Origin of the sequence: Mycobacterium sp. 1274761.0 (assembly GCF_001668615.1) — a bacterium.
In the GTDB taxonomy this organism is placed as follows: domain Bacteria; phylum Actinomycetota; class Actinomycetes; order Mycobacteriales; family Mycobacteriaceae; genus Mycobacterium.
In genome coordinates, this window is record NZ_LZMC01000019.1 from 90,346 (window position 1) to 116,633 (window position 26,288).

Below are 26,288 nucleotides of genomic sequence, written 5' to 3' on the forward strand. Positions count from 1 at the left end.
CCGAAAAAGAAAGGCCGCCAATGCGACAAGCCGCCCCACGGTCCACGTTGAGAAGATCGGCTCTGGCTGCCGGAAGTGTCGTGGCCGCGATCAGCCTGTTGCTGACCGGTTGTGGCAGCAAGGCGACTGAATCGGATTCGACGGACGCGAAGGCGTGCGTGGATACGTCTGGCCCGGCGATCAAGGTCGGTGCGCTGAACTCGTTGTCGGGCACGATGGCGATATCCGAAGTGACCGTGCGCCATGCGATCGACCTTGCCGTCGAACAGATCAACGCCACCGGTGGCGTGCTGGGCAAGCAGATCCAGCTCGTCGGAGAGGACGGCGCATCGGAACCGACGGTCTTCGCAGAGAAGGCCGAGAAGCTGATCAGCAGTGATTGTGTGGCAGCGGTTTTCGGCGGCTGGACGTCATCGAGCCGCAAAGCGATGCTGCCGGTCTTCGAGGGCGCGAACTCGCTGCTCTACTACCCGGTGCAGTACGAGGGTCTGGAGTCATCGAAGAACATCTTCTACACCGGTGCGACCACCAACCAGCAGATCGTCCCCGCGCTGGATTACCTGAAGCAGAAGGGCATCACGTCCCTGTATTTGGTGGGAAGCGACTACGTGTTCCCACAGACCGCGAACCGCATCATCAAGGCGTACGCGGGTGCCAACGGTATCGAGATCAAGGGTGAGGACTACACGCCGCTGGGCTCGACGGACTTCTCCACGATCGTCAACAAGGTGCGTGGCTCCAATGCAGCAGCGGTCTTCAACACGCTCAACGGTGACTCCAACGTCGCGTTTTTCAAGGAGTACACCAATGCGGGTCTGACCCCGCAGAAGATGCCGGTGGTCTCGGTCTCCATCGCCGAGGAAGAGGTCACCGGAATCGGCGCCCGCAATATCGAGGGCCAGCTCACGGCCTGGAACTACTACCAGACCGTCGACAACCCGGTGAACAAGGCGTTCGTCAAGGCCTACAAGGACAAGTTCGGCGCCGACAAGCCGACCTCGGATCCGATGGAGGCCGCCTACGTCTCGGTCTATCTGTGGAAGAACACGGTCGAGAAGGCAAAGTCGTTCGACGTCAAGGCAATTCAAGACAACGCCGGCGGCGTGACGTTCGACGCCCCGGAGGGGCTGGTGACCATCGACGGCGAGAACCACCACATCACCAAGACCGCGCGCATCGGCGAAATCCATCCCGACGGCCTGATCTACACGATCTGGGAGTCACCGGGGCCGATCAAGCCGGATCCCTACTTGAAGACCTACCCGTGGGCAGCGGGCCTGTCCAGCTGATTCGGGGATGAACGTCCTAATTGGGCAGCTGGCAACGGGTTTGAGCCTCGGTTCGATCCTGTTGCTGGCGGCGCTGGGGTTGTCGCTGACCTTCGGTCAGATGGGCGTCATCAACATGGCGCACGGCGAGTTCATCATGGCTGGCTGCTACACCACCTTCGTCGTTCAGAAGATGGTGTCCAACGCCGGTGTGTCACTGCTTCTTTCATTGGTGATCGGGTTCCTCGTCGGCGGCGCCATGGGGGCACTGCTCGAGGTGACGTTGATCCGGAGAATGTATGACCGGCCACTGGACACGTTGCTGGTGACGTTCGGTGTCGGGCTGATCCTGCAACAGGTCGCCAGAGACATCTTCGGGGCGCCGGCAGTGAACGTTGCCGCACCCACGTGGCTGTCCGGCGGCGTGGAGATCCTCGGTGCGGTCGTGCCGAGAACACGGATTTTCATCCTGGCGCTGGCCATCATCTGCGTGGTGGCGCTGGCCGTGGTGCTGAAGGTCAGCCCGATGGGGCGCCGGATCCGGGCCGTCGTGCAAAACCGCGACCTCGCCGAAACCAGCGGCATTTCGTCGCGCAGAACCGACATCACGACCTTCTTCATCGGTTCCGGCCTGGCCGCGATCGCGGGCGTCGCGTTGACGCTGATCGGTTCGACCAGCCCGACCATCGGGCAGAGTTACCTGATCGATGCGTTCCTCGTTGTCGTCGTCGGTGGCCTCGGGCAGATCAAGGGCACCGTAATCGCGGCGTTCGCGTTGGGCTTTATGAACTCGTTCATCGAATACAACACCACTGCATCGCTGGCAAAGGTGATCCTCTTCGTCATCATCGTGATCTTCCTGCAGGTGCGTCCGCAGGGCCTGTTCACGGTTCGCACAAGGAGTCTCGCATGAGGGCTCATCTCGGTCGATGGCAGACATGGGCGGGCTTCGGTGTGGCGGCCGTGCTGCTGTTCGGGCTGGCCCCTGTGGCACTGTCGGACTTCCGGCTCAGCCTGCTGGGCAAGTTCCTGTGCTTTGCGATAGTCGCCGTCGGGATCGGATTGGCATGGGGCCGCGGCGGAATGCTGGTGCTGGGCCAGGGCGTGTTCTTCGGGCTCGGCGGCTACATCATGGGCATGCACCTCAAGGTCGCCGACGCGCAACTGCGCGGCGACGACGTGCCCGACTTCATGCAGATTGCGGGCGTGCGTGAGCTGCCGTCGTATTGGCAGCCGTTCGCCTCCCCCGCTTTCACCCTGTTGGCCATCGTGGTGGTGCCGACCGCCATTGCGGCCGCACTGGGTCTGGCTGTCTTCAAGCGGCGGGTCAAGGGCGCCTATTTCGCGATCCTGTCGCAGGCGCTCGCCGCCGCGCTGGCGATCCTGCTGGTTGGGCAGACCGGGCTTGGAGGCAGCAACGGGCTCAACAGGTTTCGCACGTTCTTCGGGTTCACGCTCAACGACCCGGCGAACCGGCGGATGCTGTACTTCATCGCGGCGGCCGTCCTGCTCATCGCCGTCGCCGTGGCCCGCCAGCTGATGCAGAGCCGCTACGGTGAACTGCTGGTCGCGGTGCGCGACGGTGAGGAGCGGGTGCGGTTTCTCGGCTACGACCCGGCCAACATCAAGGTGGTTGCCTACACTGCCGCAGCGCTGTTCGCCGCCATCGCCGGCGCCCTGTTCGCACCGATCGTGGGGTTCATCGCGCCGTCGCAGGTCGGTATCGTGCCATCGATCGCCTTCCTGATCGGTGTGGCTATCGGCGGGCGCACTACGCTGCTGGGTCCGGTGCTGGGCGCCATCGGTGTCGCGTGGGCGCAATCGCTGTTCTCCGAACGCTTTCCGTCGGAATGGACGTACGCACAGGGACTGTTGTTCATCGTCGTCGTCGGATTCTTTCCGGCCGGTTTGGCCGGCCTCGGCGGGCTCATCAAGCGGCGGCGGCCCCGCACTCAAGCGCCACCGCCGCATCCCGAGTCCGTCGTCGATCCGGACCCCGACACAGTGGGGGTAACGTCATGACGTCACCGGAGCCGAAGGCGGGCGGCAACGCCGGGATGGGCACCGAATACCTTGAAGTGCGCAACCTGACAGTCGATTTCGACGGCTTCAAGGCCGTCAATGACGTCGACCTCACACTGTTCCAGGGTGATCTGCGCTTCCTCATCGGGCCCAATGGTGCGGGCAAGACAACGGTGATCGACGCGATCACCGGGCTGGTGCCGGCCACTGGGTCGGTGAACAAGTCGGGCAAAGAGTTGCTCGGTAAGAGGGTGCACCAGATCGCCAGGAGCGGCGTAGGGCGAACGTTCCAGACCGCCAGTGTTTTCGAACGGCTCACCGTGTTGCAGAACCTCGACATCGCCGCGGGCGCCGGCCGGTCGGTGTGGACGCTGATGCGTCGCCGCCACGGAGTCTTGCCCTTGATCGAAGAGGTGCTCGACACCGTCGGGTTGGCCGAGCTGGCCGACAAACCCGCCGGTGTGCTGGCGCACGGGCAGAAGCAGTGGCTGGAGATCGGCATGCTGCTGGTGCAGAACGCCGACGTGCTGTTGCTCGACGAACCGGTGGCCGGAATGAGCACCGAAGAGCGTGCCGAAACCGGAAACCTGTTGCGCCGCATAGGCGCAGAACGCACGGTGGTGGTCGTCGAACACGATATGGACTTCATGCGGGCGTTCGCGACATCGGTGACGGTGCTGGCCCGCGGGCGGGTGATCGCCGAGGGTTCGGTCGCCGAGGTGCAGGCCAACCCGAAGGTGCAGGAGGTCTATTTGGGCACCGCGGCAGCGGGCGCAGCAGGCCTGCAGAAGGGTGACTGATGCTCGAACTCATTGACGTGCACACCGGTTACGGTCGTTCCGAGGTCATCCACGGCGCCAGCCTGACGGTGCCGCCCGACGGGGTCGCCGCGGTGATGGGTCATAACGGCGCAGGAAAGACGACACTGCTGCGCGCCGCCGTCGGGTTGTTGAAATGCAGTGCGGGAAAGGTGATCTTCGACGGCGACGACATCACCCGGCTGCGGCCCAGTGCACGCGTCGCCCGCGGCCTGGCGTATGTGCCGCAGGGTCAGCAGTGTTTCGGCCAGTTGACCACGGCCGAGAACCTCCAGGTGGTTGCCGACGGGCGTAAGAATGGCAAGCAACTGATCGACGAGCAACTCGATCTGTTTCCCGCGCTGAAGGAACTGCTCGGCCGGCGGGCCGGGCTGTTGTCGGGCGGCCAGCGCCAACAGCTGGCGATCGCACGCACGCTGATCACCGAACCCAGGTGCCTGATCCTCGACGAGCCGACCGAGGGCATTCAGCCGTCGGTGGTGGCCGAGATCGAGGCCGCCATCACCACGCTGACCGCCCGCGGTGATCTGGGCGTGTTGCTGGTCGAACAACACATCGGGTTCGCCCTGCAATCGTCGCAGCGCTACTTCATCCTCGAAGCGGGCCGAATCACGTCCAGCGGTGTCGGCGGTTCTTCCTCGGAGGCGGATGTGCGTGCGGCGTTGGCTATTTAACGGGGCTATCTAACGCCCGAGGGCAAGACGCTGACCTTGCCAGGTAGCCAGGCAGCCGCCGCCGGCCAGGGCGAGTGCGACGCCGGCGGTCGCCACGTCGGCGTCCGGATAGTGCAATTCGCTGATGCACGCCGACGGCGTACCGAGTTCGTCGTCGGCCACCGATCCCCTGCCGAGCTCGATGCGGTGCCGCAACAGCGCCGAACCGTCAACATCGGCGTGCAATGCCCCGGACCAAAACCCCTGCCGCTCATCCGATCTACCGATCTGGATGCGTTCCCGCAGTCGAACACGACCCGCTGCGCCGATCTGTAACCGCGTTGACGTGAGATGACGGGAAGCCGCCGCGACGACGGTCGGTTGCGGATCGATGTCGAGCTCGCCCGCCGCCTCCAGGAACCACCAGGCATGCGATTCCGGGGTGAGCGGTCCCGGAAGCGTGATGGTCGCCGCCGTGCTTCGCAACCGCAGACACGCTCCCGCCTCCACCACGATGCGGACACGGGTTGCGTCGCCACCGAGCGGGATGGCCGCCGTCGAGATCAGATGGACGGTGTCGGGTCCCGTATGGCGGGCCGCCAGACCGCCCGAGCACGCGATGCGGGGCGGTCGGTCGCGGTAGGCGACGATCTCGACTGCGGAACGCACCTACTCCGCGCCCTGCAGCTGTTCGCGAATCCAGGCGAGCACAGGAGTTGCGCCCGGATCGTCGGTCAACGAGATCAACAGCGTCGGCCGTTCTCCCCGGACAACCGCGGCGTCGCGGCGCATCACCTCGAGGTCCGCGCCGACCAGCGGTGCCAGATCGGTCTTGTTGATCACCAGGAGATCCGAATACGTTACGCCCGGCCCGCCCTTGCGTGGAACTTTGTCTCCCCCAGCCACATCCACCACGAAGATCTGCGCATCGACCAGTCCCGAGGAGAAGGTGGCGGTGAGGTTGTCGCCGCCGGACTCGACCAGGATCAGATCGAGCCGGTCGTTGGCCGCGATGAGGTCGTCGACGGCGTCGAGGTTGGCCGTGATGTCATCGCGAATCGCCGTGTGCGGACAGCCACCCGTCTGCACCGCGGCGATCCGCTCGTCGGGCAAAACGGCGTGGCGGCGTAGGAAGTCGGCGTCCTCGGTGGTGTAGATGTCGTTGGTTAGGACCGCCAGCGACAGCTCGCCGCGAAGCTGCCGGCACAGCGCCGCCACCAGTGCCGTCTTTCCGGAACCGACTGGGCCGCCGATCCCGATGCGCAGCGGTTCTCCCGGCCGGCGGACCCGCCTGGGACGTTCGGTGTGCGTGTGCGGCGCGCCGTCGATGAAATGGGGTGGCATGGTCTTTGTGGGCCCCTTCAGGAGACGAACAGTGGACGCTCGCGTTCGCTGTGGCGTTGAGCCAGCACGTCGAGCAGTGGGTCGGACAGATCGGTGAGCCCCTTGCACGCCGACTCGGCGGTCCGGTCACACAGCGGGGACAGCTCGAATGTCAGCGCGGCGACGTCGCCGGGGTCGAGCGCCAGCAGCCGTTGTGCGGCCGTCGCCGATCCGGTCATCGTGGTGTAGACGACCGAAAGCGCGGTGTGCGGTGCGTCCACGCCGGAGGCTGCGCCGACGGCGCCGGCCGCGACCGACAGGTGTGGGGTGGCTCCGAGCGCGTCCCAGCCGGCGTCGGGCCATACCCGGCGCGCCAGCCTGGCCAGGCCGCGCCCCTGCGCGCGAGAGGCCCGTCGGGCGGCGGGCGCCGGTGTGCGGGCATCGGCTTCGTGGTCGGCCTCTGCGAAGGACAGCGAGCCGCTGTGCACCGCAGCGGCCACCGATGCCGTCACCGATCCCGAGGTGACGATGCGGCGAGACAGGAATGCCCGCAGCGTTGAGAGATCGGCGACCAGTCCGCTGGTCACCGCTTCCTCGATGCCACCCGAGTGGACGTGTCCGCCGGTCGGCAACCGGGAGTCGGACAATGCCAACAGTGTTGTCAGGCTCGTCATCAAAACAAGAAATATCGTTGTGCCATCGGCAACTCGACGGCGGGCTGTTCCTGCCACACCTCACCGTCGATGCGCACGGTGAACGTGTCGGGTTCCACGTCGATACGCGGCAACGCATCATTGCGCGGCATATCGGCCTTGCCGACACTGCGCACGTTGCCGACCGGCACCAGTCGCCGATTGACCGCAAGCCGATCGGCGAGCTTGTCCTCGATTGCCTGCGGCGCAACGAAATGCACCGAGGTCGCGGCGGCGGCGGCAGGCGCCGCACCGAACATCGGCCGCGGCAGCACGGGTTGCGGGGTGGGGATCGACGCGTTGGCATCGCCCATCGCGGCCCAGGCGATCATGCCGCCCTTGAGCACCGCGTGCGGCCGGACACCGAAGAACGCGGGCTCCCACAACACCAGGTCGGCGAGCTTGCCCACCTCGACCGAACCGATTTCGGCGTCCAATCCGTGCGTAATCGCCGGGCAGATGGTGTACTTCGCGACGTAGCGTCGGACACGGTTGTTATCGGCCGCCCCGTCGCCCTCCAGTGCACCGCGGCGGCGCTTCATCACATGCGCGGTCTGCCAGGTGCGCAGCACCACCTCGCCGATGCGGCCCATGGCCTGAGCGTCACTGCCGATCATCGAGATGGCGCCGATGTCGTGCAGCAGATCCTCCGCGGCGATGGTTGACGGCCGGATACGGCTTTCGGCGAAGGCAAGATCCTCTGGCACACCGGGATTCAGATGGTGACACACCATGAGCATGTCCAGGTGTTCGTCGAGGGTGTTGACGGTGTGCGGCCGCGTCGGGTTAGTCGAGCTGGGCAGCACATGCGCTTCGCCGGCGACGGTGATGATGTCGGGAGCGTGTCCACCGCCTGCGCCCTCAGTGTGATAGGCGTGGATGGACCGGCCGCCGATCGCGCTCAATGTGTCCTCGACGAAGCCCATTTCGTTGAGTGTGTCGGTGTGGATGTTGACCTGGACACCGGCCGCTTCCGCGACCGTCAGGCAGGCGTCGATCGCCGCGGGGGTGGTTCCCCAGTCCTCGTGGAGTTTGAAACCCGCTGCGCCGCCGCGTAATTGTTCCCACATCGCCTCGGCGCTGACCGTGTTGCCCTTGCCGAGCAGGGCCACGTTGAGCGGCCAGCCGTCCGTCGATTCCAGGATGCGGGCCAGGTGCCATGCGCCCGGGGTCACAGTGGTGGCCTTGCTGCCTTCCGCCGGACCTGTCCCGCCCGCGACGATGGTGGTAATGCCGGCGCCGAGCGCCTCGTCCATGATCTGCGGGCAGATCAGATGCACGTGACAGTCGATGGCGCCCGCGGTCAGGATCCGGCCGTTGCCCGCGATGATCTCCGTCGACGGGCCCACCACCAGGTCGGGATGCACTCCGGTCATGGTGTCCGGGTTGCCTGCCTTCCCGATGGCTGCGATACGGCCGTCGCGTATTCCGATGTCGGCCTTGATGACTCCCCAGTAGTCGATGATCACCGCACCGGTGATGACGGTGTCGGGCGCGCCATCGGCGCGGGTGGCGCGACCCTGCCCCATGGATTCGCGCAGCACCTTGCCACCACCGAAAACCGCCTCGTCGCCGGCCAGCCCGGGACCGCCGCTGCGGTCTTGGGTGATCTCGACGAACAGGTCGGTGTCGGCCAGCCGGAGGCGGTCGCCGGTGGTCGGTCCGAACAGCGTGGCGTAGCGCGCCCGCGATAGGTCGGTCATCACGCGTCCAGCCGGCCCGGCGGGTCAAGGGTCAGCCCGTGGACTTCGCGATTCCCGCTCAGCGGGACCAGCGAAACTTGATGCAGCACACCGGGTTCGAAGCGCACCGCGGTGCCCGCGGGGATGTCGAGCCGGTGCCCGTGGGCGGCAACGCGATCGAAGTCGAGCGCCCTGTTGGCCTGGGGCAGGTGGACATGGCTGCCGACCTGCACCGGACGGTCACCGGTGTTGACCACATCCATCGTCAGCCGCTGCAGGCCGGCATTGATGGCGATATCCCCCTCGCCGTAGAGGATCTGTCCCGGTGCCCAGGATGCGTCGTCTGCCTCGGTCATGGAATCGGGTGATGGACGGTGACGAGCTTGGTGCCGTCAGGGAACGTCGCTTCGACCTGCACGTCGTGCAGCATCTCGGGGACGCCGGCCATGACGTCCTCACGGGTGAGCACCTCGCGTCCGCTCACCATCAGTTCGGCGACCGTGCGTCCGTCGCGGGCGCCCTCGAGAAGGTGGTCGGTGAGCACCGCGACGGCTTCGGGGTGGTTCAGTTGCAAGCCTCTCGCCTGGCGGCGCCGGGCGAGTTCAGCCGCATAGGAAATCAGCAGGCGGTCCCGTTCGTGCGGGGTCAGACGCATAGTTGGCGATGCTGCCACGCCTCAGGCGACTCCGCAGCACGCTGCATTACTCGTCCGGGAGGTTCTGCAGCCGCACCTGGCCACGTGCCACCACGCGGTCCTCGTCGTTGGTGATCGTGATCAGCCACAGCTGCTGGCGTCGGCCCCGGTGTATCGGGGCGGACACCGCGGTGACCGTGCCCGTTCTGATCGCCCGCAGGAAGTCGGTGTTGTTGTTGACGCCCACAACTGTGCCGCCACCGTTCTCGTTGAGCCAGATGGCCCCCGACACACTGGCCAGGCTTTCGATGATCGAGCAGTAGACGCCGCCGTGCACAATGCCCCACGGCTGCAACAGCTTGTCGGTGATCTCGAGGCGGGCGGTGCCACCGTCGGGTGTGAGTTCGAGGTAATGCAGACCGAGTTCGTTGTCGAAGCCCTTACCCAGATCCGACGGTGGCGCAGTTGACACGTCCATGTGTCTACACTCCTGAAGTCCCAACGCCCGCAGCGGGCCTCGCGTTACCGTCGGGCATGGGAAAAAGTGTCAAGGATCTGGTGGCGGCAGCCGACGCCGTCGTGCCCCGCATCACGCCTGACGAAGCCCGGCAGAAGATGGAGGCGGGGGCGCTCGTTGTCGACGTGCGCGACGTCACCGAGGTCGACAACAGCGGCAAGGTTGCGGGTGCCCTGCACATCCCCCGCGGGATGGTCGAATTCCGCGCCGACCCCGATACGCCGTACTACGACAAGAACTTCGACAAGGACCGGCCGGTCGTCCTCTACTGCGCGTCGGGCGGCCGGGCGGCGCTGGCCGGACAGGCTCTCAAGGAGATGGGCTACACCGAGGTGTACAACCTCGGCGGGTTCAGCGACTGGGCGGACGCCGGCGGGGCGACAGAACGCCCCTGAGACAGTGAGCGGGCCCCGTGCCAGTGGCACGGGACCCGCTCGAAGTGGACCGCGGGTCCTGCAGCCCTCAGGAATACCGCTCGGTCCGGTCGATCTATTTATAGGATAGGCAAGCCTGCCCTAATTGAGCAAGGCCTCCCTTTCTCGCCCCTCGCGCGCGCGGGATCCGCGCACCGGCAGACCGAACCCGACCAGCGCGTCGAGCACGGCCTGCGCACGGCGCATGCTGGTCGCCTCGCTGGACCTGGCCAACAGCGGAACGTGGGTAGCGACGCCGACGACGGCCGCGCCGACGATGTGCCACATGGCGGCCTGGGAGATCGCGCCGTCGCTCACCTCGGCGATCTTGGCGAACAGCGGCCCGAGCGCCCGGTGACTGCGGTGGGCGATCCAGGTCGTCAACGCCGCCTCGCTGGGCAGCCCGACGATGCCGTCGCGGACGAAATGTCCCGCGCCGACGCCGCGAGATCTTCGACCCTGGAAAAACGGATCATCGGGCAGCGCGCGCACTGTCGGATCGACGACGCCGACCCAGTCGATCGCGCCCTCGGAGTCGACGTGGACCCAGAGGTTCTCCAGGCCGGCGTCCCAAGCCCGGCCTTCCAACACAAGAAGCGGTATCACCCGCCCGATGACGACGTGGGCCATTGTCGTGGCCAGCTGCTGAGCGGCGGCCGCCGGGCTGTCCATCTCCAGCGCGCCGAGGCTGAACATCTCTGCGAGCCGGTCGGTGGTGAGCGCCTCCTGCAGTGGCCACCATCGGCGCCGGCTCAAGTCGGACATCACCGCGACGCCGTACACCCGCGGGCACTCGGGGTAGAGCTGGCGCAGCCGCATGCTCGACTCGTGCAAAGGCAGCGTCCGGGCGATGGCCATTCCCGCGATCAGGGGGTCGTCGACCACGACCGTCATGAGCACCTCCGCTAGAGTTAGGTTAGCCTTACTATAGCTGCGGCGTGGGGAGTGGCCAGTCCCTGTGACCGGACTCACATTCAGGTAACCGGAGGGCTATGCGGGGTGCTTGGGTGCCGGGCACGGCCGTAAAACGAAAGAGTCCGATTTGGATACGACGCACGGTAGTAACGCCGTAGTACCCTGTATGAATCGCTCGTGTGGAGATGAACGGAAAGTGGCCAAGTTGACGCGTCTAGGCGACCTCGAACGCGCGGTGATGGACCATCTGTGGGCATCGCACGAGCCGCAAACCGTGCGCCAGGTACACGAGGCGTTGTCGGCCCAGCGGGATCTGGCCTACACCACGATCATGACCGTGCTCCAGCGGCTGGCCAAAAAGAACCTCGTCATTCAGCACCGTGACGACCGTGCCCATCGGTATGCGCCGACGCACGGCCGCGACGAGCTCGTCGCGGGGCTCATGGTCGACGCCCTGGACCAGGCCGCGGATTCCGGCAGCCGTGAGGCCGCGCTGGTGCATTTCGTCGAGCGGGTCGGCGCCGGGGAGGCCGCCGCGCTCCGGCGCGCGCTGGCCGAGTTGGAGACCAAGCACCAAATGCCCCCACCTAGTGGCGGTCCGGCCGGTCACTGAGGGACACTAACAGCGTGTCCGCCCTGGCCTTCACCGTCGTCGCGCTGCTGTTGGTCGGACCCGTTCCGGCAGTGCTGGCCCGGGCCACATGGCCGATGCGGGCGCCCCGAGCGGCCATCGTGTTGTGGCAGTCCATCGCGCTGGCCGCGGTGCTCTCGGCGTTCAGCGCCGGTATCGCGATCGCCAGCCGGCTGTTCGTGCCCGGTTCCGACGGCAGGCCGACGGCGACCATCACCAGCGAGATAGAAGTGCTCGGCTGGCCGCTGTGGATCACCTATGTCCTGGTCTTCGCCCTAACCCTGCTGATCGGCGCCCGGCTGATGATCGCCGTCATCCAGGTCGCGATCGCGACGCGACGCCGCAGGGCGCACCACCGCATGGTGGTCGATCTCGTTGGCAGGTCGCAGAAAAGCTGGCTGCGCATCCTCGACGTGGACCTGCCCTTGGCCTACTGCCTGCCCGGTGTGCGCAGCCGCGTCGTGGTGAGCCAGGGGGCGCTCACCGCGCTGGCGGACAGCGAGGTGACGGCCATCCTGTCCCACGAACGCGCCCATCTGCGGGCCCGTCACGACCTGGTGCTCGAGATGTTCACCGCGGTGCACGCGGCCTTCCCGCGGTTCGTCCGCAGCGCCAGCGCATTGGACGCGGTGCGGCTGCTCATCGAACTGCTCGCCGACGACGCCGCGGTGCGCGCCGCAGGCCCCACTCCCCTGGCCCGCGCCCTGGTCACATGCGCCGAAGGTCGCGCCCCCGCAGGTGCGCTGGCCGCCGGCGGGCCGACGACCGTGCTGCGGGTACGTCGCCTCGGCGGCCGCGGCAACAGCATCGCGGTGGCCATCGGTGCGTATCTCGCGGCGGCGGCCGTGCTCGTCGTGCCCACGGTCGCGCTGGCGGTGCCGTGGCTGACCGAACTCCATCGACTGTTCATCGCGTAGGCCCTGGCCGTTCGGTTACCGAAATTCCCTGCGTCACAACAAAACAACGAAAGGCTCTAGTCTGTGAGCTCGTCCGAATCAACCAATGGCACCGCTGCGATCGGCGTCACCGGCCTGGCCGTGATGGGATCCAACATCGCGAGGAACTTCGCCCGTCACGGCTACACCGTCGCTCTGCACAACCGCTCGGTGGCCAAGACCGACGCGCTGCTCGATGAACACGGCTCCGAGGGCAAGTTCGTGCGCTCCGAGACGATCGCCGAGTTCGCGGCCGCGCTGCAGAAGCCGCGACGCGCGCTGATCATGGTCAAGGCCGGCGACCCCACCGACGCCGTTATCAACGAGCTCGCCGACGCCTTCGAAGAGGGCGACATCATCATCGACGGCGGAAATGCGTTGTACACCGACACGATTCGCCGTGAGAAGGCGATGCGCGAGCGCGGCCTGCACTTCGTCGGGGCGGGCATTTCCGGCGGCGAGGAGGGCGCGCTGAACGGCCCGTCGATCATGCCGGGCGGACCGGCCGAGTCGTACGAGTCGCTGGGTCCGCTGCTCGAGGAGATCTCCGCGCACGTGGACGGCGTGCCGTGCTGCACCCACATCGGACCCGACGGTGCAGGCCACTTCGTGAAGATGGTGCACAACGGCATCGAGTACTCGGACATGCAGCTCATCGGCGAGGCCTATCAGCTGCTGCGCGACGGCCTCGGCAAGTCCGCCGGTGAGATCGCCGATGTCTTCGACGAGTGGAACAAAGGCGATCTCGACAGCTTTCTGGTCGAGATCACCGCGAAGGTGCTGCGCCAGACCGACGCGCGTACCGGAAAGCCGCTCGTCGACGTGATTCTCGACGAGGCCGAGCAGAAAGGCACCGGTCGCTGGACGGTGAAGTCGGCGCTCGACCTCGGTGTGCCGGTGACGGGCATCGCGGAAGCGGTGTTCGCGCGTGCACTGTCCGGATCGGTGACACAGCGCGAAGCCACCACCGGCCTGGCATCGGGTGATCTCGGTGAAAAACCCAGCGACGCAGGGAAATTCATTGAAGACGTCCGACAGGCGCTGTACGCCTCCAAGATCATCGCCTACGCACAGGGCTTCAACCAGATCCAGGCCGGCAGCGCCGAGTACGACTGGGGCATCACGCCGGGCGACCTTGCCACCATCTGGCGCGGCGGTTGCATCATCCGGGCGAAGTTCCTCAATCGCATCAAGGAGGCGTTCGATGAGAACCCGGACCTGCCGACGCTGATCGTCGCGCCTTACTTCCGCAGCGCCATCGAGTCGGCGATCGACGGCTGGCGTCGCGTCGTGGTGTCCGCGACCCAGCTCGGTATCCCGATTCCGGGGTTCAGCTCGGCGCTCTCGTACTACGACGCGCTGCGCACCGAGCGGCTGCCTGCGGCACTGACCCAAGGGCTGCGCGACTACTTCGGCGCCCACACCTACGGCCGGATCGACGCCGACCGCGACAAGAAGTTCCACACGCTGTGGAGCGGCGACCGCAGCGAAGTCGAAGCCTGACCAAACCTCGAGTCTGCGGTGAGATCGCGAAACAAGCCCGCAAAGCGATCTGACCGCAGGCTCTGGTAAGAAAACTAGACTGGTCGGCGATGAAATTTCTCGATGGCCAGAAGCCCCTTTACGACCTGACCTACGACGATGTCTTCATCGTCCCCGGCCGGTCGGATGTGGCCTCGCGGTTCGACGTCGACCTGTCGACGTCGGACGGCTCCGGCACCACCATTCCCGTCGTCGTGGCGAACATGACCGCGGTCGCAGGCCGCCGGATGGCCGAGACGGTGGCCCGCCGCGGCGGCATCGTCGTTCTACCGCAAGACCTTCCGATCTCGGCGGTCAAGGAGACCGTCGGCTTCGTCAAGAGCCGCGATCTCGTCGTCGACACCCCGGTGACCCTGGTCCCCGACGACTCGGTATCCGACGCGACCGCGCTGATCCACAAACGTGCCCACGGCGCGGCGGTGGTGGTCTTCGAGGGCCGCCCCATCGGTTTGGTCACCGAAGCCAACTGCGTCGGGGTCGACCGGTTCACCCGCGTGCGCGACATCGCAATCACCGATTTCGTCACCGCCCCCGTCGGCACTGATTCACGCACGGTGTTCAACCTGCTCGAACACGCCGCGGTCGACGTGGCGGTGATGACCGCGGCGGACGGCACCCTGGCCGGTGTGCTGACCCGCACCGCGACGATCAGGGCCGGCATCTACACCCCCGCCACCGACGCGCAGGGCCGGTTGCGGGTGGCGGCGGCGATCGGCATCAACGGCGACGTCGGGGCCAAGGCCCGCGCGCTGGCCGAGGCCGGCATCGACCTGCTCGTGATCGACACCGCCCACGGGCATCAGGTCAAGATGCTCGATGCGATCAAGGTGGTGGCCTCGCTCGACCTGGGTGTGCCGCTGGCTGCGGGCAACGTGGTGTCAGCCGAAGGCACCCGGGACCTGATCAGCGCCGGCGCGTCCATCGTCAAGGTCGGCGTCGGGCCCGGCGCGATGTGCACTACCCGGATGATGACCGGCGTCGGCCGCCCCCAGTTCTCAGCAGTGCTCGAATGTGCTTCGGCGGCAAGACAGTTCGGCGCCCACGTGTGGGCCGACGGTGGCGTCCGTCATCCCCGCGACGTCGCGCTGGCGCTGGCGGCAGGCGCGTCCAACGTGATGATCGGGTCATGGTTCGCCGGCACCTACGAATCCCCCGGCGACCTCATGCGTGACCGCGAGAACCAGCCGTACAAGGAGAGCTACGGGATGGCCTCCAAGCGCGCCGTGGCCGCGCGTACCGCGGGCGACAGCGCGTTCGACCGGGCCCGCAAAGCGCTGTTCGAGGAAGGGATCTCCACGTCGCGGATGGGCCTCGATCCGTCCCGCGGCGGGGTGGAGGATCTGCTCGACCACATCACCTCAGGCGTGCGCAGCACCTGCACCTACGTCGGCGCAGCGACCCTCGCCGAGCTGCATGACAAGGCCGTGCTGGGCGTGCAGTCGGCATCTGGCTTCGCCGAGGGACACCCGCTGCCGACCGGCTGGTGAGTTAGCCGATCGGGGCCGACCGGCTAACATGAGACTTTCACCGGTCGTGGATCAGAAAGGCAACCTGTGCCGCAGGCACCCGTTGAGGCCGTGAGCTTTCGGGCCGAGGGGCCAGCCCCGGCAATGCCAGGAAACCCGACCGGAGCCGACCCCGAAGCCGGAGCCGAGCCCTCTTCTAGCTGGCCGGGCCTGCTGCCCGGCGACCCTTCCACGAGGACGCGATGAGCGTCGTCTACACCCTGCTGGCGCTGCTCGCCTTCATCGTCCTCACCGCGGGCACAGCGGTGTTCGTAGCCGCGGAGTTCTCGCTGACCGCCCTCGAGCGCAGCACGGTCGACGCCAACGCCCGCGCCGGCGGAACCCGCGACCACCTGGTCAAGCGGGCCCACAAGACCCTGTCGTTCCAGCTGTCCGGCGCGCAGGTCGGGATCTCGCTTACCACGCTGATCACCGGCTACCTCGCTGAGCCGCTCATCGCGCGCCTGCTCGAACCCGTCTTCGCCTCGGTGGCCCTGACCGAGAACATCGCCGCCGGCCTCGCGCTGGTGTTGTCGCTGCTGATCGCCACGTCGGTTTCGATGGTCTTCGGCGAGTTGGTCGCGCAGTACCTCGCCGTGGCCAAACCGGTGGAGACCGCTCGCATGGTGGCAGGCCCGCAGGTGCTGTTCTCGATGTTGTTCACCCCGGTCATCAAGCTGACCAACGGCACCGCCAACTGGATCCTGCGCCGGCTGGGCATCGAACCCGCCGAGGAGCTGCGGTCGGCGCGATCTCCTCAGGAGCTCGGGTCCCTGGTGCGTAACTCTGCGCGGCGCGGGGCGCTCGACCCGATCACGGCCGCGCTGGTGGACCGTTCGCTGCAATTCGGGTCGCGCACCGCAGAGGAGCTGATGACACCCCGATCCAAGATCGAGGTGCTCCAGGCAGAGCAGAACGTCGCCGATCTCATCGAGTTGGCGATGGAGACCGGCCTGTCGCGGTTTCCGATCGTCGAGGGCGACCTTGACGAGACCATTGGGCTGGTGCACGTCAAAGGCGTGTTCGAGGTGCCGCCGCAGGACCGGCCGCGCACTCAGCTCGCGGGTCTGGCCATACCGGTGCCGGTGGTGCCCTCGACGCTCGACGGGGACGACGTCATGGCCGAGATCCGGTCCAGCGGGCTGCAGACGGTGCTGGTGGCCGACGAATACGGCGGCACCGCGGGGATGGTGACCATGGAGGACCTGATCGAGGAGATCGTCGGTGACGTGCGCGACGAGCACGACGACGTCACCCCCGACGTGTTGCGGATGAGCCGCGACAGTTGGCGTGTTTCGGGGCTGCTGCGCACCGACGAGGTGGCCGGAACGGTCGGGTTCCGCGCTCCCGAAGGCGAATACGAGACCATCGGCGGCCTGGTGATGCAGGAGCTGGGGCACATCCCCAAACCCGGTGAAGCGGTCGAGTTGACGGCGTTCGATCCCGACAGTCCGATCGACGACCCGGTGCGCTGGCAGGCCGCGGTCGTGCGGATGGACGGCAGGCGCATCGACCTGCTCGAGCTGACCAAGCTCGGCCGCCGCAGCGACCTCGACGAGCAGGGCGGTAGGCGCTGATGGGCGGCGACATCTTCGGCGTGCTGTTCACGGTGTTGCTGCTCGCGGCGAACGCGTTCTTCGTCGGCGCCGAGTTTGCGCTGATATCCGCGCGCCGCGACCGCCTCGAAGCCCTCGCCGAGCAGGGCAAGCGCCGTGCGGTCATCGTGATCCGCGCCGGCCAGAACCTGTCGCTGATGCTGGCCGGCGCGCAGTTGGGCATCACGATCTGCTCGATCCTGCTCGGTCGCGTCGGCGAACCGGCGGTGGCGCACCTGCTCGAGAAGCCGTTCGACCTCCTCGGCGTGCCTGACGCGGTGCTGCACACCGTGTCGTTCGTCATCGCGATCACCGTCGTGGTGGTGTTGCACGTGCTGCTCGGCGAAATGGTGCCGAAGAACATCGCGATCGCGGGGCCCGAATCGGCTGCCATGCTGCTGGTGCCGCCGTATCTGGCCTGGGTCCGAATGGCGCGCCCCGTCATCGCGGTCTACGACTGGTGTGCGCACGTGACGCTGCGCGCGGTGGGCATCAAGGCGAAACCCGAACTGGAGAACACCGTTTCGACCGTCGAGCTGTCCGAGATGATCGCCGAGTCGTTGAGCGAGGGACTGCTCGACCCCGAGGAGCACAACCGGTTGTCGCGCGCGCTGCAGATCCGCACCCGGGCCGTGTCGGACGTGGCGATCCCGCTGCGTGAGGTGCACGCCGTGGCGGCGGCCGCCGACGGCCGCGGGCCCCGCGTGAGCGCGATCCAACAGGCGTTGCAGGACAGCGGCTACTCGCGTTTCCCGGTGGTCGGCAGCGATGACCAGTTCATCGGCTACGTGCACATCAAGGACGTGCTGAGCCTGGTCGCCGACGCCGACGCCGTCGTCGACCTGTCGATGGTCCGCCCGCTGCCCCAGGTGCCTGCCTCCACCCCGCTGCCCGATGCGCTGTCACGGTTGCGCCGCAGCAACAGCCACCTGGCCCTGGTCACCGCCGACGACGGCAGCGTGACGGCGATCGTGGCACTCGAGGACCTGGTGGAAGACCTCGTCGGGACGATGCGGCATCGGAGCCACGATGATTGACACCGTGCTCGCCGAGGTCGACTGGATCGCGCGGCGGGAGACATACCGTCGACGGGTCGAGCGGTTCCTCGCGCCCCATCTGCAACGCGCTCACGCCGGCGAGGCACATTCGGTGTGGGACTTCCGCTTTCGCCACTACAGCCTGCGACCGCGCCAACTGCGCGTGTGGCATCCCGGCTTCGGCACATTGCTCGACGGAGGCGACAGCGCCGCGGCGCGGCGCTACCTCGGCCGCACCGGATACGGCGCCCACCCGGCGGGTGTGACGGTGACCGCCGAGTACCTGCGAGCGCGGGTGGACACTATGCGGTTCATCGCAGACGTTGCCGTGGGTTAAAAGCGTCGCGGAGGTCAGGCCGCAACACGAAGATGGTGGGTTCTACTCGCCCACGCCGACTGTGGCTCTTCGGCACCCGCGGGACTCGTATCTGTGCTTGCGCCTGGCCAAGCGACGTTTTCAATGCATTGATCGATCTGATCACTAGCACCATAAAACCGACCTGAACATGAGTATTAGGCGTCGGTCCGAACGATGGCGTCAATAAATCTCGTCGACCCGGGTTTAAACCGCTAGTTAGTGGCTAGCCCCATTCCCGGGGATGGGAAGCGTGTCCCACAGGGGGGTCAGGGTTCGGTCCTATGGGCTGCGCTGCGACGGCGCAGGCCCGGTCATCTGGAATCGGAATCTGAAAAGGGAGAAAAGGCATGTCACGACTAATAAGGCTGCTCATCCTTGCGGTGAGCGCCGCAATGATCGCGTGCATGGGCGCCCTCGGCGCCGCGAGCACCGCTACGGCCGCACCGCCTGGCGTGGGCGCGAAGAACACCGTCAAGGTGACTGGAACGGGCCCGAACGGGGAGAAGTTCAACGGCCAGTTTACGGCGAGTAGTGCCCAGGCCTCGTCTGCTCCGAAGGGAGCGGACGTCGTCGGCCAACTTACCGGTACCCTCATGACGCCGGGCCAAGGCCAAGGCAATAACCCACGGCAGGTCGACCAGCAGGTCGCGTTGCCCGTCACCGACGTCCAGCAGGCGACTTGTCAGGTCCTCAACCTGACACTGGGACCGCTCGACCTGACTCTGCTAGGACTGAACGTCCATCTTGACCAGGTTCACTTGGTTATCACAGCGACCCCAGGTGGCGGGATCCTAGGCGACCTGCTATGTAGTCTCGCCGGTGGACCAGGAGTGCCAGGGACGCTGGGTCAGGTTATCGACCTGCTCAACCGGATCCTGGCGGCGCTCGGAGGACTTTAAACTCCGCTAGTGTGGCACGTCACCGCCCGTATCCCGCTCGGGGTACGGGCGGTGATCTGCTGCGTGTGGCGGACCGCCAGCAGGTCGGGTCGTGCTACTCCGCTCATCGGCGACGGCTAACCAGTTAGTCGCGGAAGCGTGCGCCGTAGCACAAGCCAATTGCACTCATTTCGAGCGAGCCCGCTGTAGCTCTTGGCATCGGGTGAGTAGCTTGGCCCGGACAGCGGCAGCGCGGCGCGCTAACCCGGTCTGCTGCCGCACGTACGCCGCCCGGCCCTCCCCCGTTTCGACCGGCACTGGCGTATATCCGAAGGCGCTCAGGTCGTACGGGGAGGCCCGCATGTCGAGTTCCCTTGCCTGGAAAGCCAACTCGAACGCGTCCCATAACAGGTCAGATCCCACTAGTGGGAGCAGCTTGCCCGCGAACTTGTACAGATCCATTCCGGCATGAAGACAGCCCGGCTGTTCGTTCGCCATCTGCGTTTCGCGGCTCAGCATTCGCGTGTTGCGGCGCACGGCCGGGTCGGTGAAAAACCGGAAGGCGTCGAAATGGGTACACCGCAGCGGCAATGACTCCACGACGGCATCGGTGCCGCCATCGCCTAAGCGGAGGGGCAACCCGTGGCGGAGTTCACCGGGTCGGGCCCGATAGACCATCGCCCACTCGTGCAACCCGAAGCAGCCGAAATTTGGAGGCCTGTTCGCCGTCTGCTCCAGCAGATGGATGATGTATTCGACTGTGCCCCAGCGCTTTTCGAGGTGCGCGGGATCGACAGCGACACCGGAGGGAGTTCGTCGGTAGCCGCGAAGGTTCGCATACTCCTCTGATTCCTGACCGGCCAGCGTGACCCCGTACCCGGGGTGCCATCGCCGCAGCTGTCCAGGCGTGAGGGTGTAGTAAGTGAACAGGAAGTCGATGACCGGATGCGGTTGGCCAGCTTTGCGCAGCCGCAGGTATGGGTCGAGCAGCGCCCGGACCCTTCTCCGGTGGTGGTCCCGGCGCGGCAACCATTCTTCCGGGTCGAGCATCGCACGGATATTACTCTGGCAGTGAGCAATTGCGCCGACGGGCCTGGCTATTTTGCCGTCCTGTCGCCGGGTCGATCTATCCGGCAGCCCTACTCTCCTACGGCTGCCGTGCCGGGTCGCCGGCAGTTGGAGCTAACCTCAAATCTCTAGGAACCTAGATGGATTGGGCGCAATGCGCTGGGTGAATAACCGGACTGGCGGCTTCGTATATTCGAATGAAACCGTAGGGACCTGTACAAGTGGTGCTACAAACTCGGTCCGCTGATCGAGTCCGAATTGCTGTTCGACGCGCTGGCGCTGGCCGCCGACGCCCGCGAACTCGACATGCGTGCGAGCCCCTATGACCTCGTCGGGTACGGTTTCGACCCGATCGCGATCGAATCTCCTGCCGGACGGGCCGCCTACATCCGCGAGCAGCAGGACATCGCCGTGCGGGCCGCCCCGCTGCGGGCCGCGATCGCCGATCGCTGTCAGCAACTGCTGGAGGCCGCCATGGCCGCCGCGGGGAGTTAGCCCAGCTACTCGCGGGTAAGCTGGACAAACGGCAGGTGCCGCGTGGCGCCATACCGCCGAGGGAGGAACGAGATGACCGAGCGTGTGACGGTAGGGAACCTACGCGTCGCCCAGACGTTGTATGACTTCATCAACAACGAGGCGCTGCCGGGGACCGAAATCGATCCCGACACGTTCTGGTCGGGCGTCGACAAGGTCGTCGCCGATCTGACCCCCAAGAACCAGGAGTTGTTGGCCCGCCGCGACGAGCTGCAGGCCCAGATCGACAAGTGGCACCGGCACCGGGTCATCGAGCCGCTCGACCCCGAGGCCTACAAGCAGTTCCTCACCGAAATCGGCTACCTGCTGCCCGAGCCCGAAGATTTCACGATCACCACCTCCGGCGTCGACGACGAGATCACCAGGACAGCGGGTCCGCAGCTGGTGGTGCCCGTGCTCAACGCACGGTTTGCGCTCAACGCCGCAAACGCCCGTTGGGGCTCGCTGTACGACGCGCTGTACGGCACCGACGTGATATCAGAGGAGGACGGCGCCGAGAAGGGCACGAGCTATAACAAGGTGCGCGGTGACAAGGTCATCGCCTACGCCCGCAACTTCCTCGACGAAGCGGTGCCGTTGGAGTCCGGGTCATGGGCCGACGCCACCGGCCTCAGCCTCGAGGACGGCCGCCTGCAGATCTCCACCGCCGACGGCGAGGTGAACCTGGCCAACCCGGAGAAGTTCGTCGGTTACACCGGTGAGCTCGGCTCCCCCCAGTGGTCGGTGCTGCTGGTCAACAACGGGCTGCACATCGAGATCCTGATCGACCCGCAGTCGCCCGTCGGCAAGACCGATAAGGCCGGCATCAAGGACGTCGTGTTGGAGTCGGCCGTTACCACGATCTTCGACTTCGAGGACTCAGTGGCCGCCGTCGACGCCGACGACAAGGTCCTCGGCTACCGCAACTGGCTGGGGCTGAACCGCGGCGATCTCTCCGAGGAGGTCACCAAGGGCGACAAGACTTTCACCCGGGTGCTCAACTCCGATCGCACCTACAAGACGCCCGACGGCGGAGAACTCACGCTGCCGGGCCGCAGTCTGCTGTTCGTTCGCAACGTCGGGCACCTGATGACCAACGACGCCATCGTGTTCAACGAGGACGGGGCTGACGGCAACGAGGTGCCCGAGGGCATCCAGGACGCCCTGTTCACCAGCCTGATCGCGATGCACGGGCTGAAGGCGGACGACGACGGTGCCGCCAAGAATGGGCCGCTGCTCGCCAGCCGCACCGGTTCGATCTACATCGTCAAGCCGAAGATGCACGGACCCGACGAGGTGGCGTTCACCTGCGAGCTGTTCGCCCGTGTCGAGGACGTGCTTGGCCTGCCGCCGACCACCCTCAAGGTCGGCATCATGGACGAGGAGCGCCGCACCACCCTCAACCTGAAGGCCTGCATCAAGGCCGCCGCCGATCGCGTGGTGTTCATCAACACCGGCTTCCTCGACCGCACCGGTGACGAGATCCACACCTCGATGGAAGCCGGCCCGATGATCCGCAAGGGCGCGATGAAGAGCACGACGTGGATCAAGGCCTACGAGGACGCCAACGTCGATGTCGGCCTGGCCGCGGGTTTCTCCGGCAAGGCGCAGATCGGGAAGGGCATGTGGGCCATGACCGACCTGATGGCCGACATGGTCGAGCAGAAGATCGGCCAGCCGAAGGCCGGCGCCACCACGGCGTGGGTGCCCTCGCCCACCGCGGCCACCCTGCACGCGATGCACTACCACCAGGTCGACGTGTTCGCGGTGCAGGAGGAGTTGCAGGGCAAGACCAGGACCACGGTCGATGAGCTGCTCACCATCCCGCTGGCCAAGGAGCTGGCGTGGGCGCCGGAAGAGATCCGAGAAGAGGTCGACAACAACTGCCAGTCGATCCTGGGCTACGTGGTGCGCTGGATCGACGCGGGTGTCGGCTGCTCGAAGGTGCCCGACATCCACGACGTTGCGCTGATGGAGGACCGCGCCACGCTGCGGATCTCGAGCCAGTTGCTGGCGAACTGGCTGCGCCACGGCGTCATCACCGAGGAAGACGTCAAGGCGAGCCTGCGCCGGATGGCAGCCAAGGTCGACGAGCAGAACGCCGCCGACCCGGAGTTCCGGCCGATGGCGCCCGACCCGGACGGCAGCATCGCGTTCCAGGCTGCGCAGGAGTTGATCCTGTCGGGGACCCAGCAGCCCAATGGATACACCGAGCCGATCCTGCACAGGCGCAGGCGCGAGTTCAAAGCAGCAAACCCCGGGAACGCCGGCTGACCGGGTTGTTCCGCAAGCTCGATAGACTTCGCCCGTGGCGGGTGACCTGCCAGTAGTGGTCGACGAACGGAGAGGACGCAGGCGCAGGAGTGGGTAGGCACAGCATTCCCGACCCTGAGGAGTCCTCAGGCGGTGTCCCCGAAGGGGCAGGCGATGCCACCGAGTCGTTCGACCAACCGCTGGTGTCGCCAGACGACTATCGCGGTGGTTTCGAAGAAGACAGCTATCCGGACGCCGTCTACTCCGATGGATACTCCGATCTGCCCGAGTATCTGCAGCCCGGCGACGATGACGAAGGCGACGACGAGCCGGATTACCACAGCTCCACCGAAAGCCTCTCGTTCACCGGGCGTACACCCCCGCCGAGGCCTTCCCGAGGGCAGCACTCCGGTGAGTGGGAGGGCGGCGAGTGGACCGGCAGCCACCGGGCGGTTCAGACGGGGCGCCGGGGCGTCAGCTGGGGAGTCATCGGCGCGCTGATTGCGGTCGTTGTGGTGGTGGCTGCTTTCATCCTGTGGCGCTTCTTCGGTGACGCGCTGTCCGACCGGTCGACGCTGGCTTCGGCGCGGTGCGTCGACGGGCAGAAGGCGGTTCCCGTCGTCGCCGATCAGTCCATCGCGGACGCCATCTCCTCGCTGGCCAAGAAATTCAACGAGACGGCCAACCCGGTCGGCGACAGCTGTGTGGCGCTGGACGTCAAGCCGGCCGATTCCGACCAGGTGGTCAACGGGTTCGTCGGAAGCTGGCCGGCCGGGCTCGGCGAACGCCCCGCGTTGTGGATCCCCGGCAGTTCGGTCTCGCAGGCCCGCCTCGAAGCGGTGGCCGGCGAGCAAGCGGTCGACGACAGCCGCTCACTGGTCACCTCCCCGGTGGTGCTTGTCGTCCGCCCACAGCTCAAAAACGTTCTTGCGCAACAGAACTGGGGCACACTGCCAGGACTGCAGAGCAACCCGAACTCGCTCAACGACCTGAACATGCCCGGTTGGGGGTCGCTGCGGCTGGCGCTTCCGCGAAGCGGGAACAGCGACGCGTCCTACCTCGCCGCCGAGGCGGTCGCTGCGGCATCCGCGCCCGCCGGCGCGGCCCCGACTGCGGGCACGGGCGCAGTCAACACGCTGATGTCGGCGCAGCCCAAGCTCGCCGACACCACGGCGAAAACGGCGATGGACGCACTGCTCACCGCGAACGATCCGGCCGCGGCGCCGGTGCACGCGGTGGTCACCACCGAGCAGCAGCTCTATCAGCGCAGCACCTCGCTCCCCGATGCGAAAAACGTTGTGGCGTCGTGGCTGCCGCCGGGTCCGACCGCGATAGCCGACTATCCGACGGTTCTACTCAAGGGCTCGTGGCTGTCGCAGGAACAGGTCGCCGCCGCCAGCGAGTTCTCACGCTTCCTACGCAAGCCCGAGCAGCTCACCGAACTGGCCAAGCTCGGCTTCCGCACCGAGGGCGGCGACATGCCCAAGAGCGACGTCACGAACTTCGCGCCGGTGTCGGCGCCGTTGTCGGTGGGTGACTCGGCGATGAGGGCCACCCTGGCCAACGCGCTGACCGCGCCGGCGGGCAACCCGGCGGTCACCATCATGCTCGACCAGTCGATGAATAACCAGGAAGGCGGCAAGACCCGGCTGGCCAACGTAGTCGCGGCACTCGGCGCCCGGCTGCAGGCGATGCCGCCCACCGCCGCGGTCGGGTTGTGGACCTTCGACGGCGTCGAAGGCCGACCGGAGGTCACCACGGGTCCGCTGTCCGATCCCGTCGACGGCAAGCCGCGCTCGGCCGCGCTGGCCGCCGCGCTGGACCAGCAGACGGCCTCGGGCGGCGGAGCGGTGTCGTTTACCACGCTGCGGATGATCTACGACGAGGCGCTTGCGAAATACCGTCAAGGGCAGACGAATTCGATTCTGGTGATCACGGCGGGCCCGCACACCGATCAGACCCTGGACGGCGGTGGCCTGCAGGACTACGTCCGGCGCACCGTCGATCCCGCGCGACCGATCGCGATCAACGTGATCGACTTCGGCACCGACAGCGACCGCGCAGCGTGGGAGGCGGTCGCGCAGGCCAGCGGCGGCCGCTACCAGAACCTGTCGACGTCGGATTCCCCAGACCTGACGACAGCGATCACCACGTTCCTCAGCTAGCCAGACGAGGCGAGGAGTCGCAATGCGCCACGGGCGAACTCGTCAGGCACCTCCACTTGGGGGTAGTGTCCGACGCCCGCCAGCTCGATGACCTCCGCGTGTGGCCGAAGCTCACGTAACCCGTCGAGCACGGCCGCGGTCGCGACCGGGTCCCGCAGGCCCCACAGGAAACTCAACGGCTTGGGCCAATCACGCACCGCGCCATGCCATCTCGCGGCATGCTTGACCCGCTCCTCGAGATAGGAGATGAGCAGATGCGCGATCGCTGCGCCGTCGTTGTAGGACAACAACGCCCACTGCGCCTCGGCTTCCACGGCCGATAGCGGGTGGTCGTCGCTGAACAGCCGGCCGAAGCCGCGGATAAACCCGCCGCGGTTGACGAAACGCGCGATCAGGGGGCCGAGTGGGCCGCGCAGGAGTTTCTGACTGGGCCGAAGACTGGCGCGCTCCAGGATGACGCTGCCATTGGTGATCACGGCCCGCTGCAACTCAAACGGCAAGCGGCCGTCGGTGTCTCGCGCGAACAACTCCGTCGCCACCGACGTACCCATGTCGTGTGCGATCAACTGCACCGGTCCGCCGCCGGCGTCTGCCACTACCTGCTGCACGATGTCGGCCTGCTCGAACAGGCTGTAGCGGTGGGGCCGCGGCTTGTCTGACAGCCCGAATCCCAGGAAGTCGAGCGTCAGCCACGCGCGGCCCTCCAACCGTGGGACCACCGAGCGGTAGTCAAACGAGCTCGACGGATAGCCGTGCAGCAGAAGAATTATGGGGTCGTCTCCGTCGCCTGACCGCACGAAGATGGAGCCGACGGCGGTATCGACGTATCGACCCGCCCGCCGCCACGCCACCACCTCCGGTGGGATCATGG

Annotated in this window: 26 protein-coding genes and 1 pseudogene; 17 read left to right on the forward strand and 10 right to left on the reverse strand. The window is 66.6% G+C overall.

The genetic code is table 11. The features are described from left to right. Window positions 1–20: 20 nt before the first annotated feature. Genes urtA through urtE form a run of 5 tightly spaced genes read left to right on the forward strand, consistent with a single transcriptional unit; the run spans window position 21 to window position 4,782 of the window. Complete coding sequence (urtA, locus tag A5651_RS02610) at window positions 21–1,289, forward strand: urea ABC transporter substrate-binding protein (RefSeq protein ID WP_066975256.1); 1,269 nt, start codon at window positions 21–23, stop codon at window positions 1,287–1,289. Window positions 1,290–1,296: 7 nt separating this feature from the next. Continuing rightward, entirely contained in the window at window positions 1,297–2,181 is an 885-nt protein-coding gene (urtB, locus tag A5651_RS02615; protein ID WP_066975258.1) for an urea ABC transporter permease subunit UrtB, read from the forward strand. Next, the gene (gene urtC / locus A5651_RS02620; protein ID WP_066975260.1) at window positions 2,178–3,290 is read left to right on the forward strand and encodes an urea ABC transporter permease subunit UrtC; all 1,113 of its coding nucleotides are present in this window, start codon (window positions 2,178–2,180) and stop codon (window positions 3,288–3,290) included. The genes urtB and urtC overlap by 4 nt, the downstream gene beginning before the upstream one ends. Then, window positions 3,287–4,090: an urea ABC transporter ATP-binding protein UrtD gene (gene urtD / locus A5651_RS02625; protein WP_066975262.1), complete on the forward strand. Its 804-nt coding sequence runs from the start codon at window positions 3,287–3,289 to the stop codon at window positions 4,088–4,090. The genes urtC and urtD overlap by 4 nt, the downstream gene beginning before the upstream one ends. Continuing rightward, a complete protein-coding gene (gene urtE / locus A5651_RS02630; protein ID WP_066975263.1) occupies window positions 4,090–4,782 on the forward strand; it encodes an urea ABC transporter ATP-binding subunit UrtE in 693 nt (230 codons plus the stop codon). The genes urtD and urtE overlap by 1 nt, the downstream gene beginning before the upstream one ends. 9 nt (window positions 4,783–4,791) lie before the next feature. Here the strand turns inward: urtE and A5651_RS02635 are convergent, their stop codons facing one another. The 7 genes from A5651_RS02635 to A5651_RS02665 are packed head-to-tail and all read right to left on the reverse strand — an operon-like array spanning window position 4,792 to window position 9,570. Next, the gene (locus A5651_RS02635) at window positions 4,792–5,430 is read right to left on the reverse strand and encodes an urease accessory protein UreD (RefSeq protein ID WP_066975265.1); all 639 of its coding nucleotides are present in this window, start codon (window positions 5,428–5,430) and stop codon (window positions 4,792–4,794) included. Further along, window positions 5,431–6,105 (reverse strand): urease accessory protein UreG, encoded by a 675-nt coding sequence (gene ureG, locus A5651_RS02640; protein ID WP_066975267.1) that lies wholly within the window; start codon window positions 6,103–6,105, stop codon window positions 5,431–5,433. Between the two features lie 17 nt (window positions 6,106–6,122). Next, window positions 6,123–6,758 carry an urease accessory protein UreF gene (locus A5651_RS02645; protein ID WP_066975269.1) on the reverse strand — a complete coding sequence of 212 codons (636 nt, stop codon included), beginning with the start codon at window positions 6,756–6,758 and terminating at the stop codon, window positions 6,123–6,125. Next, window positions 6,758–8,479 carry an urease subunit alpha gene (locus A5651_RS02650; protein WP_066975271.1) on the reverse strand — a complete coding sequence of 574 codons (1,722 nt, stop codon included), beginning with the start codon at window positions 8,477–8,479 and terminating at the stop codon, window positions 6,758–6,760. The genes A5651_RS02645 and A5651_RS02650 overlap by 1 nt, the downstream gene beginning before the upstream one ends. After that, window positions 8,479–8,814, reverse strand: coding sequence for an urease subunit beta (locus A5651_RS02655; RefSeq protein ID WP_066975273.1), 336 nt, complete (start codon window positions 8,812–8,814; stop codon window positions 8,479–8,481). Before A5651_RS02655 ends, A5651_RS02650 begins: the two co-directional genes overlap by 1 nt. Continuing rightward, a complete protein-coding gene (locus A5651_RS02660; protein WP_066975275.1) occupies window positions 8,811–9,113 on the reverse strand; it encodes an urease subunit gamma in 303 nt (100 codons plus the stop codon). Before A5651_RS02660 ends, A5651_RS02655 begins: the two co-directional genes overlap by 4 nt. A 46-nt stretch (window positions 9,114–9,159) precedes the next feature. After that, a complete protein-coding gene (locus A5651_RS02665; RefSeq protein ID WP_066975277.1) occupies window positions 9,160–9,570 on the reverse strand; it encodes a PaaI family thioesterase in 411 nt (136 codons plus the stop codon). Window positions 9,571–9,626: 56 nt separating this feature from the next. On the opposite strand from A5651_RS02665, the gene A5651_RS02670 reads away from it, so the two are divergent. Further along, a complete protein-coding gene (locus A5651_RS02670) occupies window positions 9,627–10,004 on the forward strand; it encodes a rhodanese-like domain-containing protein (protein ID WP_066975279.1) in 378 nt (125 codons plus the stop codon). Window positions 10,005–10,124: 120 nt separating this feature from the next. Here A5651_RS02670 and A5651_RS02675 read toward each other — a convergent pair whose 3' ends face one another. Further along, window positions 10,125–10,916, reverse strand: a complete 792-nt coding sequence (locus tag A5651_RS02675; protein WP_066975281.1) for an iron reductase — start codon at window positions 10,914–10,916, stop codon at window positions 10,125–10,127. A gap of 217 nt (window positions 10,917–11,133) precedes the next feature. On the opposite strand from A5651_RS02675, the gene A5651_RS02680 reads away from it, so the two are divergent. The 8 genes from A5651_RS02680 (at window position 11,134) to A5651_RS02715 (ending at window position 19,439) form a co-directional block, all read left to right on the forward strand. Next, entirely contained in the window at window positions 11,134–11,550 is a 417-nt protein-coding gene (locus tag A5651_RS02680) for a BlaI/MecI/CopY family transcriptional regulator (RefSeq protein ID WP_066975283.1), read from the forward strand. A gap of 14 nt (window positions 11,551–11,564) precedes the next feature. After that, window positions 11,565–12,485, forward strand: coding sequence for a M56 family metallopeptidase (locus A5651_RS02685; RefSeq protein WP_066975285.1), 921 nt, complete (start codon window positions 11,565–11,567; stop codon window positions 12,483–12,485). A 63-nt stretch (window positions 12,486–12,548) separates the two neighbouring features. After that, on the forward strand, window positions 12,549–14,006 hold the full coding sequence (gndA, locus tag A5651_RS02690; RefSeq protein WP_066975287.1) for an NADP-dependent phosphogluconate dehydrogenase: 1,458 nt from the start codon (window positions 12,549–12,551) through the stop codon (window positions 14,004–14,006). An 89-nt stretch (window positions 14,007–14,095) separates the two neighbouring features. After that, entirely contained in the window at window positions 14,096–15,532 is a 1,437-nt protein-coding gene (locus A5651_RS02695; RefSeq protein ID WP_066975289.1) for a GuaB1 family IMP dehydrogenase-related protein, read from the forward strand. A gap of 221 nt (window positions 15,533–15,753) precedes the next feature. After that, window positions 15,754–17,127: a hemolysin family protein gene (locus A5651_RS02700; RefSeq protein ID WP_066975291.1), complete on the forward strand. Its 1,374-nt coding sequence runs from the start codon at window positions 15,754–15,756 to the stop codon at window positions 17,125–17,127. Then, a complete protein-coding gene (locus tag A5651_RS02705) occupies window positions 17,127–18,182 on the forward strand; it encodes a hemolysin family protein (RefSeq protein ID WP_066975293.1) in 1,056 nt (351 codons plus the stop codon). Before A5651_RS02700 ends, A5651_RS02705 begins: the two co-directional genes overlap by 1 nt. Beyond that, window positions 18,175–18,519, forward strand: a complete 345-nt coding sequence (locus tag A5651_RS02710) for a hypothetical protein (RefSeq protein ID WP_066975295.1) — start codon at window positions 18,175–18,177, stop codon at window positions 18,517–18,519. Before A5651_RS02705 ends, A5651_RS02710 begins: the two co-directional genes overlap by 8 nt. A gap of 368 nt (window positions 18,520–18,887) precedes the next feature. Then, a complete protein-coding gene (locus tag A5651_RS02715) occupies window positions 18,888–19,439 on the forward strand; it encodes a hypothetical protein (protein WP_066975297.1) in 552 nt (183 codons plus the stop codon). Window positions 19,440–19,604: 165 nt separating this feature from the next. Here A5651_RS02715 and A5651_RS02720 read toward each other — a convergent pair whose 3' ends face one another. Further along, window positions 19,605–20,468 carry a 3-methyladenine DNA glycosylase gene (locus A5651_RS02720; RefSeq protein ID WP_066975299.1) on the reverse strand — a complete coding sequence of 288 codons (864 nt, stop codon included), beginning with the start codon at window positions 20,466–20,468 and terminating at the stop codon, window positions 19,605–19,607. Between the two features lie 228 nt (window positions 20,469–20,696). Here A5651_RS02720 and A5651_RS02725 point away from each other — a divergent pair. The 3 genes and pseudogenes from A5651_RS02725 to A5651_RS02735 all read left to right on the forward strand — a co-directional run. Further along, window positions 20,697–20,981, forward strand: a pseudogene (locus A5651_RS02725) (3-methyladenine DNA glycosylase); the annotation flags it as partial. A gap of 72 nt (window positions 20,982–21,053) precedes the next feature. After that, complete coding sequence (locus A5651_RS02730; protein ID WP_066975303.1) at window positions 21,054–23,273, forward strand: malate synthase G; 2,220 nt, start codon at window positions 21,054–21,056, stop codon at window positions 23,271–23,273. Between the two features lie 89 nt (window positions 23,274–23,362). Further along, window positions 23,363–25,417 carry a hypothetical protein gene (locus tag A5651_RS02735; RefSeq protein ID WP_066975304.1) on the forward strand — a complete coding sequence of 685 codons (2,055 nt, stop codon included), beginning with the start codon at window positions 23,363–23,365 and terminating at the stop codon, window positions 25,415–25,417. Here A5651_RS02735 and A5651_RS02740 read toward each other — a convergent pair. Next, the gene (locus A5651_RS02740) at window positions 25,414–26,286 is read right to left on the reverse strand and encodes an alpha/beta fold hydrolase (protein ID WP_082943550.1); all 873 of its coding nucleotides are present in this window, start codon (window positions 26,284–26,286) and stop codon (window positions 25,414–25,416) included. The genes A5651_RS02735 and A5651_RS02740 overlap by 4 nt on opposite strands. Window positions 26,287–26,288 lie beyond the last annotated feature (2 nt).